This window comes from Janthinobacterium sp. BJB446 (assembly GCF_002735655.1).
Taxonomy (GTDB): domain Bacteria; phylum Pseudomonadota; class Gammaproteobacteria; order Burkholderiales; family Burkholderiaceae_D; genus Janthinobacterium; species Janthinobacterium lividum.
The window spans coordinates 234,223-247,872 of the sequence record NZ_PDZK01000002.1 but is presented as its reverse complement, the minus strand read 5'-3'; the positions used below and the strand labels follow the sequence as shown (position 1 = coordinate 247,872).

The following is a 13,650-nucleotide window of genomic DNA, read 5'->3' as shown; positions in this document are numbered from 1 at the left end:
CCCCGGCATCCCTTGTCTGCTCCCGGATTTCGGTTCTGGTTTATTTGTTGGTGTGATTTGAAACTTCTGCTTACCTACCGCCTCGCGCGCATCGCCATTCACCTGGGCTGCGGCATGGCCAAGAGCGCCGTGCTCTTTCCCTGGCTGGACCTGGAGGGGCGCAACCGGCGGATCCGCCGCTGGTCGACGCAACTGCTCGACATCTGCGGCGTGCACGTGGCGCAGCCGGCAGACAGCGTGCCGGCACTCGACCATGCGATGGTGGTGGCGAACCACGTTTCGTGGCTCGATATCTTCGTCATCAATGCCGTCCACCCCTGCCGTTTCGTCGCCAAGGCGGAAATCCGCGCCTGGCCGATCCTGGGCTGGCTGGCGGGGCGTGCCGGCACCATCTTCATTTCGCGCGGCAGCAAGCGCGACCTGCGTTTGATTTTCCAGGGCCTGGTGGATAAATTGACGGCGGGCGAGCGCATTGCGTTCTTCCCCGAAGGCACGACCGCCGCGCAAGGACAGATCCTGCCGTTTCACGCCAACCTGTTCGAGGCGGCCATCGACGCGCAAGTGCCGGTGCAGCCGTTCGCGCTCGTGTATGTGGATGACAAGGGAGCCTTGCACCACGCCGTCGACTTCATCGGCGAGATGAGCTTTGCGCAAAGCATGGTGGCGATTCTGAGCGGCCCGCCCATCACGGCGCGCCTGACCTGTCTGGCGCCAGTGGCGACGCTCGACGCGCACCGCCGTGAACTGGCAGCGGCAACGCAGGCGACTATCGCCGCCACGCTGCCGCTGGATAAGGCGGCTTAGTTCTTCACGTGCAGCCAGCGCGCATGGGCGGCGCGGGCCAGGTAGTCGAGGATGAAACCGAGTATGCCGATCAGCACGATGGCGGCCATCAGCTCCGAGTACGCGAGCCGGTCGCGCGTGTCGAGGATGAAGTAGCCGAGGCCCGCCGACACGCCCAGCATTTCCGCCGGTACCAGCACGATCCAGATGATGCCGATGGCCAGGCGCACGCCCGTCAGGATATCGGCCGTAATGCCCGGCAAAATTACCTTGAAGACGATCTCGCTGCGCGTGGCCGACAGGCTGCGAGCCAGCAGCAGCCAGTTCGGATCGAGCCGCGCCACGCCGGCCGCCGTATTGAGCAGGATCGGCCAGACGGCCGCAAACGCCAGAAGGAAGTACACGGGCGCGTCACCGACACCGAGCACCATCACGGCAATCGGCATCCACGATAACGGCGAAATCATGCGCAGCAGCTGGAACAGCGGCATGGCCGCGCCGGAAAAGCTCTTCGACATGGCCACCAGCACGCCCAGCGGCACGCCGATGACGATGGCCAGTCCCAGGCCCACGGCTACCCTTTGCAGGCTCAGTACCACGTGCAGCCAGATATCCGAACCGCCCACCATCTCCTGGAACGCCAGCGCCGTGGGCAAGGGCGCGAAGGCGGTGGCGATCGGCGTGGATTTCTCCAGCGCCGTCACGCCGATGGACCACAGCAGCAAGGCACAGGCCAGCCCCACCAGGGGCAGGCCGAACTTCGTGAACAACTTGCTTGCCATCGTCAGACCGCCACGGTTTCGCTGCGCAGCAGGTTGGCCGGCAAGCCGAAGGCGGCCGGGCCGCCGACTGCCGTGATGGCCTTGCGCACGAAGCGGTCATCGACCAGGTCGCGCGCGGCGAACTTCGGATCGAGGTTGGCCAGGAAGCGCGTATCGCCTTCGACCTTGGTGCGGCCGATGGCGCGCACCAGCTCTTCCGTGTACGAGGCGAATGGATACGGCTGGAAGTCGATGCGGCGCTGCTGCCAGTTCTTGTGCACGATCAGGCCCTGTTTTTCATAGCTGGCGTAATCGGTGGTGGCCAGCACCTTCGTCAGCACTTGCAGCGGATGCGGCGTGTAGCGGTGCTCGCCCACGTTCGACAGCAGCTTGGCCGTGTCGACCTGGTTCGAGCGCGTCCACAGCTGCGCCTTGACGATGGCGTTGGTGACCTTTTGCGCCCATTCGGGACGCGTGTTGATGTCGCGTTCGGACAGGAACGTGACACAGCATGCATGGTTTTTCCACACGTCGCCCGAGAAGCGCAGGATCTTGCCGATGCCGGCGTTTTCCGCCGCCGCATTGAACGGCTCGGCCACGATGTAGCCGGCAATCGACTTGCTGGCCAGTGCGGAGACCATCTCGGCCGGCGCCAGCACGATCAGATTGACCTCATTCGATTTGATGGCTGCGTTGCGCGCGCGTGTGACCGGGGTCAAGCCATTCGAGGACAGGATTTGCTGCAACAGGATGTTGTGGATCGAGTACCAGAACGGGATGGCGACCGTGCGCCCGCCCAGGTCGGAGACCTTGTTGATCTCGTTGGCCACCGTCAGCGCGGAACCGTTGACGTGGTTCCAGGCGACAACTTTGGCGGGGAACTTGGCGCCGTAGCGCACCCACAGGGTGGCCGGCGACAGCAGGTGGATGACGTTGACCTGGCCGGCGACGAAGGCTTCGATGATCTGCGCCCAGCTGCGGAACAGGCGCGGCGTTTCCGCCTGCAAGCCCTCGGCCTCGAACAGCTTGCGGGCGTGCGCGACGAGCAGCGGGGTGGCGTCGGTAATCGGCAGGTAGCCGATCTTCACGGGCTGGTCGTCGCCTTTCGGACCCTGCTGGGCCATGGCGTCGCCGGCGAACAGCAGCGGCGAGGCGACGCTGGCCGTGGCCAGGGCCGACATGCGCAGGAAGTCGCGCCGCGTCAGGCCGCAATCGCAATCGGACGAGGCGCAGATGTGCAGGGGTTTGTTTTGGTCTTCGAATGTCATGGGAATGTTCCGGTCGATTAATGGGGAGCAAAGGCGGGCGTTTGATCCTGCTTTTGCAGCGCCTGCAGGGCGTCGAGGATGTCCATCTTGAGGGCGATGACGTCGGCGCTGTGGCCGATTCTGGGCTGGGCGATGGCGACGGGCCATTCGCGCACGATGTTGCCCGGCTTGCCGCCCATGAGCAAGATGCGGTCGGCCACGAGGATCGCTTCATCGATATCGTGCGTGACGAGCAGCACGGCCGTGTGCCAGCGGTGCACCACGTCGACCAGCAGTGACTGCATCTCGGCGCGCGTGATGGCGTCGAGCGCGGAAAACGGTTCATCGGCAAACAGCAGTTCCGGTTCGCGCGCCAGCGCACGGGCCAGCGCCACGCGCTGCGCCATGCCGCCCGACAGGGCGGACGGGTACAGTTTTTCGCGGCCCTTCAAACCGACCGCTTCGATGGCTTGCGCCACGCGCGCCTGGTGCGCCTCGCGCGTGAGCTGCGGCTGGTGCTTGAAGTCCAGGCCAAAGCCGGCGTTGCCCGTGACATTCAGCCAGGGCAAGAGGCTGGCTTGCTGGAACACGAGGGCGCTGCGCGGATCCGGTTCGCGCATGGGTGCATCGAGGAACTGGATCTCGCCCGTCGATGGCGGCTGCAAGCCGGCCAGCACGCGCAGCAAGCTCGATTTACCGCAGCCGCTGCCGCCCAGCAGGCAGACGATTTCACGCTTGCGCACGCCTAGCGAGACGTGCTGGAACACAGGCGCTGTGCCGGGATAGGCGTAGCTCAGGTCCTGCGCCTGCAGCGCCCAGTCCTGCGCCGCTGCCGTCATGCCGGGGCTCCCGCCGCCTTGGCCGCCTGCTGGCTGTCGAACAGCTGCAAGGCCGCCTGCAATTGCGTCAGGCTGGGGGTGACGATGGGGATGAACGACGATTCGCGCCAGCGGCGGGCAAAGCCCTGCTGCTCGGCGTTCAGGTAGGCGCGCCCGCCCATGGCTTGCAGTTCCAGCATCAGCGCCTGCTGCAGCACGTCGGCCAGCTGTATGCGCAGGCGGAACATGGCTGGCGCCTGCGTCTGGAAGCGGCCATCATGCACGCCGGCCAGCAGGGTAGCGACAGCGTTTTCCAGGGTGGCTTGCAGCGCTTCGATGCGGGGCGTGAGCTGGTTGCGCGAGCCGGCGGAAATCTGCGCCGCTTTTGCCAGGCTGGCGCGCGCCAGGCCGATCGACAGGCCGCACTGCATGCCGAGGAACGATGGGCGGACCTGCGGCAGCCAGGCTGGCGCATTGTCGCTGATGATGTCCGCGGCGGGAATGTGCACCTGCGCCAGCTTGACGGAAGCCGTATTGCTGCCGCGCAGGGCGATCAGGTCCAGGTCTTCGCTGCGCTTGACGCCTGCCGTGCCGCTGTCGAAGGCGACGATGACGGGGGGCGCGCCGTCGTTCGGCGCCACGGCGGCCGCCGCGACAAAGCCCGCCTTGCGCAAGTTCGTCACCCAGGCCAGGCCGCCGTCGACCAGCAGGCCGTCATCGTGGCGCGCGCCCGTGATCTGCAGCTGCTCGATGCCGGACAAGAATTTCATGGCGTTCGACAAACCGCTGGCGCCCGCTTGCGTGCCTGCCAGCAGGCCTGGCAAGCGGCGCTCGGCCAACGCGCGGTTCTCGCTTTGCAGCAGGAATTCGATGAAGCAGCGCTGGCCCCAGAAAACAAAAGCTGCCGTCACCGATTGCTCGGCCACTTTGGCGATGGCGTCGATGGCGTCGCGTACGTCGCCGCCCGCGCCGCCATGTGCCTGCGGCACGCCGATGGCCAGCAGCTGGTCGCCAGCGAGGGCCGGCAAAACGGTTTCAGCCAGTTCCGATGTTTGGTCAAGCTGGTCGGCATGCATGTGCAGCCAGTGATTGAGGCGGCCCATGTCAGACGGCGCCAGGCAGGTAGGGTGTCAACTGCGGATTGACGGGCGTGCCGGCCAGGCTGTTGGCGAAATTGCACAGGGTGGCCAGGCTGATGCCCAGCACGACTTCCAGCGCCTGCTGTTCCTCGTAGCCGGCGGCCAGGAAGGCTTGATATTCGGCGTCGCTGACGGCGCCGCGCGTGGCGATGACGGCCGTGGCGAAGGCGGCGACGGCGTCCAGTTTGATGTCACCCGTCGGCTGGCCGTGCTGCAGGGCGCGCACCGTGTCCGGTGTCTGGCCCGCTTTTTTCAGCGAGATGGCGCTGTGGCCGGCGATGCAGAAATCGCACCCATGGATGCGCGCTGCCGTGATTTGCACCACTTCGCGTTCCATCAGGCTCAGGCTGGCGCGTCCATTGATGCCGGAGACGGTCAGATAGGTTTCCAGGGCCAGCGGGGCATTGGCCAGCACGCCGATCAGGTTGGGCAGGAAGCCATTGTTGGCGATGGCCTTTTCCACGAAGGGACGGCTATCGGCCGGAGCGGTATCTAGAGTGTGCAGCGTCAGACGGGACATGGGGTACCTTGCTAAGTTGGTAAGTCACCCGGCCATTATATCGGCCATGCCGTGCGCGCAACAGACGTCAGCGTCGCCCTTTTGTGCTCGTTCGTCTGCGATTGTGAGATCCTTGATTTCAGCTGGCCAGCTGGCGCAGGCGCTGGTCGCGCCGGTAGGCGCCCGGCTGCTCGCCCGTGACCCGCTTGAAGGCGCGCGTAAAGGCGGCGTGCGAGCGGTAGCCCACCAGTTCGGCCGCGCGTTCGACGGAGACGCCGTCGTGCAGCCGGCGCGCCGCGATCTTCATGCGCAGCAGGAGCAGGAACTGGGCCGGCGAGTGGCCGCTGGCGCTGGCGAAATGCTTGCAGAAGCTGGCGCGCGACATGCACGCTGCCTTGGCCATGTTCTCGATCGACCAGTCGGCGGCGGGGGCGTCGAGCATGCGTTCGAGCAGTGGCGAAAACGCGGGCTGGTGCAGCAACGACAGCAGGCCGGCCGCCACCTGCTCGCCCTGCGCCACATGGCGGATCAGGTAAAAGAACAGCAGTTCGACCAGGCGGGCGATGAGCGGCGATGGTTGTTCCGGATCGCCGCCCGCCTCCGCCAGGATCAGGTCGAACAGCGCGGCGGCGGCGCTGAAGGCGGGCGCGTCGCCGCGTATCAGCAGATATGGCGGGAAGGAGTCGACGATCAGCGCTGAGAGGGCACCGCGAAATTGAAAGAAGCCGCAGGCCAGCGCCGTCGCCGGCAGTTTCGTGGGCGCCTGCAGCGGCAGCATGGCTTGCGCGCTGACCGCCTGCAGCGGGTCGCTGTGGGGACTCAGAAAGTGCGGCAAGTCGCGCAGCAGGAAGACGCCGTCGCGCGGGCCGAGCGCGATTGGCGCCGCGCCGTCGAGGTGCAGATAGCAGTGGCCATCGAGCACCAGGTGAAAGCTGCCCAGTTCCCGGCCTGCCGTGGAGGCGCGCCAGCGACCGCAGTACTGGCCCACATGCAGGACGGCGGTGTCGAGTTCCAGGCTGCCGAGCAGCCAGCGCGCCAGTCTGTCGGTATCAGGGGGCATGGGATCGCACAGACAAAAGCTGCATCATAAAAGTTGCATCATAAGGGCCACGCGCGGCAAGGCCAACGACCGATTTCGACTAAGCATATGCGCGCCATGCTTGTCACTTACCGCTTGCCACTGTGCTGCTGGAAGGCAGGGCAATCGACTTGCAGCAGCGAGCGGTCTTCCAGACACACGGCCGACAGTTTTCCGCCCCACACGCAGCCGCTATCGAGGCCAATCAGGTGTGGCCGCAACTGCAGTCCCAGCGCCGACCAGTGGCCGAAGACGATGGTGTCGCCAGCGCTGCGCCGTCCCGGCACGTCGAACCACGGCAGCAGGCCGGAGCCGGGCGGCGGGCTGCCGCTTTCCTTCATCTTGAAGTCCATCACGCCGTCCGGCGTGCAAAAGCGCAGCCGCGTCATGGCGTTGATGATGCAGCGCAGCCGGTCGGCGCCCTGCAGGTCGTCGCGCCAGGCGGCCGGCTCGTTGCCGTACATGGTGCGCAGGAACGCCACCCAGCCGTCGCTGCGCAGCATGGCGGACACCTCCCCGCTCAGCGACAGGGCCTGGGCAGCGCTCCATTGCGGCAGCAAGCCCGCATGCACGAGCACATGGCCGTCGTGTTCCAGTGCCAGTGGCCGCTGGCGCAGCCAGGCGAGCAATTCCTCGCGGTCGGGCGCATCGAGGATCTCGGCCAGCGTATCGGACGCATGCTCGGGGCGGATGCCGTTGGCCACAGCCAGCAGGTGCAAGTCATGGTTGCCCAGGACGCTGTCGGCCAGGCCCTGCCGCGCCAGCGCATGCACGTGGCGCAGGGTGGCCAGCGATGCGGGGCCGCGATTGATCAGGTCGCCCGCGAACAGCAGGCGGTAGGGGCCATCCGCTGCCGCCTGGATCCGTTCGATCAGCTCGACGGTTTGTGCGTGGCAGCCTTGCAGATCGCCGATAAAGTAAGTTTTCATATGTGCCGGGTGAAGTGAACTACGCGCCTGCATTATAAGCATGCCAGTCCTTTGGCGTTGGGGACATTGCGGATCTGCGAGCAATTGCGCGCATGGCCGGCGGGAAGGAAAAAGCGGATGCCGATTATGCCGCATGGGGATTTAATAGGGCTGCATTTCCCGTTGCCGTACATCGATAATAATCTGCCAGCGCGTTTATCGGCATGGCATGGCTGCGCCATGCCAGCCTTGCAAGCAGCATGCGCAGCCATTCCGGAATGCCACGCATCCTTGTTTATTTATTTTTCACGCGCGCTTTCGGCATATTCCTCATTGAATCTTAATGTTGAACGGATAAATACGCTGATGGCCGCGATTCAATAGCTGATGGATTATGCAACGGTGCGCAGCTGTTTATACAATGTAGTATATTTCACGTGATTTTATTATTTAAATTAATGTAAAGGATGTACCGGATGGATCTGTCAACGATGACGATGCTGGAATTGCGCAAGCTGGAAGATAATGTGAAGCAGGAATTGAACGGCCGCGAGCGCGAAGACTTGAACAAGGCGCGCGAACAGATCATGGCCATCGCGCAGCAGGCGGGCATTCCGCTGAAACAGCTGATACTCGATGGTTTGCACCCGCGCACGGGCAAGGTCGCGGTGCGTTACCGCCACCCTGACAATGCGACCGAGCAATGGACAGGCCGTGGTCGCCAGCCGCTGTGGGTCAAGCAGTGGGTGGAATCGGGCAAGTCGATCGATCTGCTGCGCGTATAATTCGGTATACTCTTGGCGCAGCAGCAAGCTGTCAGCCGCGCGCTGCACCTTGCCAGGCACCACACTATTCCCTTACTTATACCGCCCACACCATGCTTCCATTGTCCAGAACGATCTTCAAGGCCTACGATATCCGCGGCATCATCGCTAAAACCCTCGATGCCAGCGTGGCGCACAAGATCGGTCAGGCATTTGGCCAGGCAGCCCTGGCCAAGGGCGAGCAGCGGGTCGTGATCGGCCGCGATGGCCGCCTGTCGGGACCGGAATTGACGGCAGCGCTGGCGCAGGGCTTGCAAGCGGCAGGCATCGACGTGATCGACCTGGGCGTGGTGGCTACGCCGATGGTTTATTTCGGCACGAATGTGCTCGACACGCGCTCCGGCATCATGGTCACGGGCAGCCACAATCCGCCCGACTACAACGGCTTCAAGATGGTGCTGGCCGGTGAAGCCATTCACGGCGAAGCGATCCAGGCCCTGTACCACAGCATCGTCGCGCACGACGGCAGTGCCAGCAGCACGCCGGGCAGCTATGCCACGCACGATATCCGCGCCGCCTACCTGGAGCGCATCCTGGGCGACGTCAAGCTGGCGCGCCCGATCAAGATCGCCGTCGACTGCGGCAATGGCGTGGCCGGCGCATTCGCGGGCGACCTGTTCCGTGGCATGGGCTGCGAAGTCATCGAACTGTTCTGCGAAGTCGATGGCAATTTCCCGAACCACCACCCGGACCCGGCGCATCCTGAAAACCTGCAAGACCTGATCCGCTGCCTGGCCGAGACGGATGCCGAAATCGGCATCGCCTTCGACGGCGACGGCGACCGCCTGGGCGTGGTCACCAAGGATGGCCAGATCATCTACCCTGACCGCCAGATGATGCTGTTTGCCGCCGACGTGCTGACCCGCCACCCAGGCGCGCAGATTTTGTATGACGTGAAATGCACGCGCCACCTGGCGCCGTGGATCAGCAAGCATGGCGGCGTGCCGCTGATGTACAAGACGGGCCACTCGCTGGTGAAAGCCAAGCTGCGTGAAACGGGCGCGCCGCTGGGCGGCGAAATGAGCGGCCACATCTTCTTCAAGGACCGCTGGTACGGTTTCGACGACGGCCTGTATTCGGCTGCGCGCCTGCTGGAAATCCTCACGCGCGAAGCGGATCCGTCAAGCCTGCTCAATTCCCTGCCGCAGTCCGACAGCACGCCGGAACTGCACCTGGAACTGAAGGAGGGCGAGAACGTCGCGCTGATGGACATGCTGCGCCGCGACGCCGTCTTCCCCGGCAATGAACAGATCATCACCATCGACGGCTTGCGCGTGGAATACGCGGACGGCTTCGGCCTCGCCCGCTCGTCGAACACCACGCCGGTGATCGTCATGCGCTTCGAAGCGGAAACGCCGGAAGCCCTGGCGCGCATCCAGGGGCAGTTCAAGAGCGTGATCCTGGCGGCCAAGCCAGACGCTGTCCTGCCGTTCTGACAGCATGGCCGGTCAACCTGACGCACAGGCGCCCTTGAAAATCCTGCTGGTGCGGGTATCTTCGCTGGGCGACGTGCTGCATAACTTGCCGATGGTGGCGGACATCGCCCGCCATTTTCCGAACGCGACCATCGACTGGGTGGTCGAGGAGGGCTATACCAGCCTGGTGCGCCTGAACCCGCGCGTGGCTACCATCTTCCCGTTTGCGCTACGGCGCTGGCGCAAGAGCCTGGGCAAGAAAGAGACGCGCGCGGAAATCGCCGCCTTCTTCCGCAGCCTGCGGCAGACGCGCTACGATTATGTGTTCGATACCCAGGGCCTGCTCAAGACGGGCATCATCATGGGCGCCGCGCGCCTGGCGCCGGGCGGACAGAAAGTCGGCCTGGCCAATGGCAGCGAAGGTTCCGGCTATGAAGGCATCTCGCGCCTGTTTCACACGAAAAGCATTCCCCTCGACCCGCGCACGCATGCGGTAGCGCGGGGCCGCCTGGTGGCCGCCGCGGCACTCGGCTACACGGTCGACACGCCGGCCGATTTCGGCTTGCCGGAAGTATCAGGCAGCGAGCCGCGCCCGGACTGGATGGGCGAGGCGCCTTACTGCGTGTATTTCCACGGCACGGCGCGCGACGCCAAGAAATGGGCGCCGGAAAACTGGATCGCCCTGGGCCAGGCGCTCGCGCCCATGCCGATTCTGCTGCCCTGGGGTTCGCCCAAGGAAAAGGCGGAAGCCGAACAAGTGGCGGCCGGCTTGCCGAATGCGCGCGTGCTGCCTAAGCTGTCGATGGGCGACGCCACCCTGCTGGCGCGCCACGCGGCGCTGGTGATCGGCGTCGACACGGGCTTGACGCATATCGCCGCCGCCTTTGTGCGTCCGACGGTGGAAATCTATGCCGATTCCCCGTTGTGGAAAACGGAAGGCAACTGGTCGCCGAAAATCATCAACCTGGGCGACAAGGGCGCGCCGCCCGGCGTGCCGGAAGTGCTGGCCGCGGCGCAGCGCCTGCTGGCCGACTATCCTCCCGCCTGACTTCAACATCAAACAATCATGCGACTTCTTTATACCCTTGCCTGGTGGCTGGCCTTGCCACTGGTGCTGGCGCGGCTGTGGCTGCGCGGACGCCAGGAACCCGGCTACCGCCAGTACTGGGGCGAGCGCCTGGGCTTTTACGGGCGCCAGCCAGCGCCTGCCATGGACACCATCTGGCTGCACGCCGTTTCCGTCGGCGAGACGCGCGCGGCCGAGCCGCTGATCGATGCGCTGCTGGCCGCATGGCCCGCTTGCCGCATCGTCCTCACGCACATGACGCCGACGGGGCGCGCCACGGGCAAGTCCCTGTTCGCCAAACACGGTACGCGTCTCGTGCAAAGCTATCTGCCGTACGACACGGGCGCCATGCCGGCCCGCTTCATCCGCCATTTCGCGCCGCGCATCTGCATCCTGATGGAGACGGAAGTGTGGCCGAATCTGATCCACCAATGCAATCGCTACAAAGTGCCGGTGGTGCAGGCCAATGCGCGATTGTCGCAGCGCTCGCTGGGCAAGGCGCAGCGCCTGGGCAAGCTCATCACCGATGCGGCGCGCGGCATCACCCTGGTGGCGGCGCAGACGCAGGACGACGCCGATCGCGTGCGCCAGCTGGGCGTGCGGGACGTGGTCGTCACGGGCAGCATCAAGTTCGACGTCGTCGTGCCCGAGGCGGCGCTGGCGACGGGGGCGGCGCTGCGCGCAGCCATCGGCGCACGTCCCGTGCTGCTGTGCGCCAGCACGCGCGAAGGGGAAGAGCAGCTGATCCTCGCCGCACTGGCGCGCGCCAGCCTGCCACCTGACGCGCTGCTGCTGGTCGTGCCGCGCCATCCGCAGCGCTTCGACGAAGTGGAAAAACTGATCGCGGCGCAGGGCCTGGCCGTGCAGCGCAGGTCCGGCCTGGCGCAGGGCGATACCGTTGCGGCGGCCACGCAGGTGCTGCTGGGCGACTCGATGGGCGAGATGTTTGCGTATTATGCGGCCTGCGATTGCGCTTTCGTCGGCGGCAGCCTGCTGCCGCTCGGCGGGCAAAACCTGATCGAGCCGGCAGCCCTGGGCAAGCCCGTGCTGATCGGTCCCCACACCTTCAATTTTGCGCTGGTGACCGAGCAGGCGATTGCCGCCGGCGGCGCCGCGCTGGTGGCAGACGCCGATGCGCTGATGGCGCAGGCGTCGGCCCTGCTGCAGGATCCCGCGCGCCTGGCGGCTATGGGAGAAAAAGCGCTGGCGTTTGCCAACCAGCACCGGGGCGCCACGCCACGCACGATAGCGGCCATCAAGCCCCTGTTGCCGTGATGGATGCACGGCCAACAATGTTGTCGGATTACGGCCTGCGGCCTAATCCGACCTACTGCCGTGATCGAGGTAGGTCGGATTAGCGCTTGCGCGTAATCCGACAGGCGACGCCAACAATGTTGTTTACGCGAACAGGACTGGCAGCTCTTGCGAGCGTTTTCTGAGCGCCTGCTTGGCACCGTCGTAATCGGGATAGATCGATTCCACGGTGGCCCAGAAGCGGGGGCTGTGGTTCATTTCCAGCAGGTGCGACAGTTCGTGCGCCACCACGTAGTCGATCAGCGGCAGGGCGAAGTGGATCAAACGCCAGTTCAGGCGGATCTTGCGCTCGATGGTGCAGCTGCCCCAGCGCGTGCCGGCCGACGATAGCGACAATGAGTCGTAGCGCACGCCCAGCTTGTCCGCATACAGGTCCAGCCGCGCCTCGAACAGCTGGCGCGCTTCATGCTGGAACCAGCCCTTCACTTTTTCCTTCAATTGCTGCTCGCTGCCCGTGGGCGTGACCCATACGTGCAGCTCATTCGTCTCGCGCTGGAAGCTGGCGCGGTGGCGCGGCGCCTGGTGCAGTCGCAGGGTGATGTCGCCGCCGAGGTAGGGCAGTACGGCGCCATCGACCCAGGCCACGGGCGGACGCTGCTGGCGCTGCACCTTGCGCTCGCCCCGCTCCAGCAGCTTCGAGACGATCCAGCCTTGCTTGGCGCGGATGGCGTTGTCGATTTCGGCCAGGGTGACGCGCTTGGGCGCCGTGACGCGCAAGCCGTTATCGTCGATCATGAAGCCGATGGAACGGCGCGTGGAGCGGCGCAGGGCGAATTCGACGAGGTGGCTGCCCAGCTGCAGCTGACGCAGCGGCGGGCCATCGGCGGTGCGTGGCGGGGAAGGCAGGGGAGGCGGGGCAGGACGAATGATGGGGGGCGCGGGCGCCACTACCGGTGGCGCCACGGGCGGCGCTGGCGGTGCCGTGGGGCGCACCGCCGGGGGCGTGCTGGTCGAGACGTCATGCGCGAACAAATCCAGTTGCTGGTCGCCGACCTTGATGGTCTTCATCTGCTGGCGCAGTGTCGGCTCCTGGATGACCGCGCTGATGCCGTCTAGCCAGCGTTGTAGGCGTGAGGCGAAATGACGCGCATTTCTGATTCTATCCAATTTTCCACCTGTTGCATCATGCTGTCCGGGGTTTGCCCTTCCGGCGAAATCGGTTTGCCTATCGAGACGGTGATCAGTCCCGGGCGTTTGAGGAATGACTGCTTGGGCCAGCACTCGCCTGAGTTGTGTGCAATCGGCACCACCACGGCGCCCGTGGCGATGGCCAGACGCGTGCCGCCGCTCTTGTATTTGCCCGCCTGGCCCACGGGAATGCGCGTGCCTTCAGGGAACATGATAATCCATTGGCCATCGGCCAGGCGGCGCTTGCCATGCGCGACCACGCTCTTGAACGCATGCTTGCCCTGCTTGCGGTCGATGGGGATCATGCGCAGCAGCGCCATGGCCCAGCCGAAGAACGGGATGTACAAAATCTCCTTCTTGAACACATACACGAGCGGGCGTGGCAGGCTGGGAAGTAAAAAGATGGTTTCCCATGCCGACTGGTGCTTCGACAGCACGATGGCCGGCGCGTCGGGGAAGTTCTCGGCGCCCTTGACTTCATAGCGGATGCCGCAAATGACCTTGGCACACCACAGGATAAACACGTTCCAGCGCGAGGTGACCCAATAGCGCTTGTTGTAGCTCAATGGCGCGGCAAAAAAGCACACGCAGGCCCAGACGATGGTGGCCACGATCATGATGATCATGAACAGCAGGGATCGCAGGAACAGGGAAATATTACGCAATGCGG

The 13,650-nt window shown here is 65.0% G+C and carries 15 protein-coding genes; 6 read left to right on the top strand and 9 right to left on the bottom strand.

All coding sequences use genetic code 11. The annotated features are described in order from the left end of the window. Positions 1 to 57 precede the first annotated feature (57 nt). Positions 58 to 804 (top strand): lysophospholipid acyltransferase family protein, encoded by a 747-nt coding sequence (locus CSQ92_RS16850; protein ID WP_070281543.1) that lies wholly within the window; start codon positions 58 to 60, stop codon positions 802 to 804. Here the strand turns inward: CSQ92_RS16850 and CSQ92_RS16845 are convergent. The 7 genes from CSQ92_RS16845 to CSQ92_RS16815 all read right to left on the bottom strand — a co-directional run bounded on the left by CSQ92_RS16845 (position 801) and on the right by CSQ92_RS16815 (position 7,254). Then, complete coding sequence (locus CSQ92_RS16845) at positions 801 to 1,565, bottom strand: ABC transporter permease (protein ID WP_099394846.1); 765 nt, start codon at positions 1,563 to 1,565, stop codon at positions 801 to 803. The two genes, CSQ92_RS16850 and CSQ92_RS16845, sit on opposite strands and share 4 nt — an antisense overlap. Positions 1,566 to 1,567: 2 nt before the next feature. Next, positions 1,568 to 2,812 (bottom strand): ABC transporter substrate-binding protein, encoded by a 1,245-nt coding sequence (locus CSQ92_RS16840; protein WP_099394845.1) that lies wholly within the window; start codon positions 2,810 to 2,812, stop codon positions 1,568 to 1,570. A gap of 17 nt (positions 2,813 to 2,829) precedes the next feature. Then, on the bottom strand, positions 2,830 to 3,630 hold the full coding sequence (locus CSQ92_RS16835; protein WP_034780212.1) for an ABC transporter ATP-binding protein: 801 nt from the start codon (positions 3,628 to 3,630) through the stop codon (positions 2,830 to 2,832). Beyond that, on the bottom strand, positions 3,627 to 4,712 hold the full coding sequence (locus tag CSQ92_RS16830) for an acyl-CoA dehydrogenase family protein (RefSeq protein WP_099394844.1): 1,086 nt from the start codon (positions 4,710 to 4,712) through the stop codon (positions 3,627 to 3,629). Before CSQ92_RS16830 ends, CSQ92_RS16835 begins: the two co-directional genes overlap by 4 nt. A gap of 1 nt (position 4,713) precedes the next feature. Then, positions 4,714 to 5,268: a carboxymuconolactone decarboxylase family protein gene (locus CSQ92_RS16825; protein ID WP_099394843.1), complete on the bottom strand. Its 555-nt coding sequence runs from the start codon at positions 5,266 to 5,268 to the stop codon at positions 4,714 to 4,716. A gap of 118 nt (positions 5,269 to 5,386) precedes the next feature. Further along, the gene (locus CSQ92_RS16820; RefSeq protein ID WP_099394842.1) at positions 5,387 to 6,307 is read right to left on the bottom strand and encodes an AraC family transcriptional regulator; all 921 of its coding nucleotides are present in this window, start codon (positions 6,305 to 6,307) and stop codon (positions 5,387 to 5,389) included. Between the two features lie 107 nt (positions 6,308 to 6,414). Beyond that, positions 6,415 to 7,254, bottom strand: a complete 840-nt coding sequence (locus CSQ92_RS16815; RefSeq protein WP_092607863.1) for a symmetrical bis(5'-nucleosyl)-tetraphosphatase — start codon at positions 7,252 to 7,254, stop codon at positions 6,415 to 6,417. 117 nt (positions 7,255 to 7,371) lie between these two features. On the opposite strand from CSQ92_RS16815, the gene CSQ92_RS28775 reads away from it, so the two are divergent. The 5 genes from CSQ92_RS28775 (at position 7,372) to waaA (ending at position 11,813) form a co-directional block, all read left to right on the top strand. After that, a complete protein-coding gene (locus CSQ92_RS28775; protein WP_143450378.1) occupies positions 7,372 to 7,617 on the top strand; it encodes a hypothetical protein in 246 nt (81 codons plus the stop codon). 92 nt (positions 7,618 to 7,709) lie between these two features. Next, on the top strand, positions 7,710 to 8,018 hold the full coding sequence (locus CSQ92_RS16810) for an H-NS histone family protein (RefSeq protein WP_034780203.1): 309 nt from the start codon (positions 7,710 to 7,712) through the stop codon (positions 8,016 to 8,018). Between the two features lie 92 nt (positions 8,019 to 8,110). Then, a complete protein-coding gene (locus CSQ92_RS16805; protein ID WP_034780201.1) occupies positions 8,111 to 9,493 on the top strand; it encodes a phosphomannomutase/phosphoglucomutase in 1,383 nt (460 codons plus the stop codon). Positions 9,494 to 9,497: 4 nt separating this feature from the next. Beyond that, complete coding sequence (gene waaC / locus CSQ92_RS16800; RefSeq protein ID WP_099394841.1) at positions 9,498 to 10,520, top strand: lipopolysaccharide heptosyltransferase I; 1,023 nt, start codon at positions 9,498 to 9,500, stop codon at positions 10,518 to 10,520. Positions 10,521 to 10,538: 18 nt separating this feature from the next. Continuing rightward, complete coding sequence (waaA, locus tag CSQ92_RS16795; protein ID WP_099394840.1) at positions 10,539 to 11,813, top strand: lipid IV(A) 3-deoxy-D-manno-octulosonic acid transferase; 1,275 nt, start codon at positions 10,539 to 10,541, stop codon at positions 11,811 to 11,813. 123 nt (positions 11,814 to 11,936) lie between these two features. Here the strand turns inward: waaA and CSQ92_RS16790 are convergent, their stop codons facing one another. Both CSQ92_RS16790 and CSQ92_RS16785 read right to left on the bottom strand, forming a co-directional pair. Next, on the bottom strand, positions 11,937 to 12,860 hold the full coding sequence (locus CSQ92_RS16790) for a M48 family metallopeptidase (protein ID WP_099389016.1): 924 nt from the start codon (positions 12,858 to 12,860) through the stop codon (positions 11,937 to 11,939). Between the two features lie 44 nt (positions 12,861 to 12,904). Continuing rightward, entirely contained in the window at positions 12,905 to 13,645 is a 741-nt protein-coding gene (locus tag CSQ92_RS16785; RefSeq protein ID WP_034746739.1) for a lysophospholipid acyltransferase family protein, read from the bottom strand. Between the last annotated feature and the right edge of the window lie 5 nt (positions 13,646 to 13,650).

What these genes read in the sequence shown, in the direction of transcription:
- CSQ92_RS16845 (WP_099394846.1), bottom strand. Translation starts at nt 1,565, where the DNA reads ATGGCAAGCAAGTTGTTCACGAAGTTCGGCCTGCCCCTGGTGGGGCTG.
- CSQ92_RS16840 (WP_099394845.1), bottom strand. Translation starts at nt 2,812, where the DNA reads ATGACATTCGAAGACCAAAACAAACCCCTGCACATCTGCGCCTCGTCC.
- CSQ92_RS16835 (WP_034780212.1), bottom strand. Translation starts at nt 3,630, where the DNA reads ATGACGGCAGCGGCGCAGGACTGGGCGCTGCAGGCGCAGGACCTGAGC.
- CSQ92_RS16830 (WP_099394844.1), bottom strand. Translation starts at nt 4,712, where the DNA reads ATGGGCCGCCTCAATCACTGGCTGCACATGCATGCCGACCAGCTTGAC.
- CSQ92_RS16825 (WP_099394843.1), bottom strand. Translation starts at nt 5,268, where the DNA reads ATGTCCCGTCTGACGCTGCACACTCTAGATACCGCTCCGGCCGATAGC.
- CSQ92_RS16820 (WP_099394842.1), bottom strand. Translation starts at nt 6,307, where the DNA reads ATGCCCCCTGATACCGACAGACTGGCGCGCTGGCTGCTCGGCAGCCTG.
- CSQ92_RS16815 (WP_092607863.1), bottom strand. Translation starts at nt 7,254, where the DNA reads ATGAAAACTTACTTTATCGGCGATCTGCAAGGCTGCCACGCACAAACC.
- CSQ92_RS28775 (WP_143450378.1), top strand. Translation starts at nt 7,372, where the DNA reads ATGCCGATTATGCCGCATGGGGATTTAATAGGGCTGCATTTCCCGTTG.
- CSQ92_RS16810 (WP_034780203.1), top strand. Translation starts at nt 7,710, where the DNA reads ATGGATCTGTCAACGATGACGATGCTGGAATTGCGCAAGCTGGAAGAT.
- CSQ92_RS16805 (WP_034780201.1), top strand. Translation starts at nt 8,111, where the DNA reads ATGCTTCCATTGTCCAGAACGATCTTCAAGGCCTACGATATCCGCGGC.
- waaC (WP_099394841.1), top strand. Translation starts at nt 9,498, where the DNA reads ATGGCCGGTCAACCTGACGCACAGGCGCCCTTGAAAATCCTGCTGGTG.
- waaA (WP_099394840.1), top strand. Translation starts at nt 10,539, where the DNA reads ATGCGACTTCTTTATACCCTTGCCTGGTGGCTGGCCTTGCCACTGGTG.
- CSQ92_RS16790 (WP_099389016.1), bottom strand. Translation starts at nt 12,860, where the DNA reads ATGAAGACCATCAAGGTCGGCGACCAGCAACTGGATTTGTTCGCGCAT.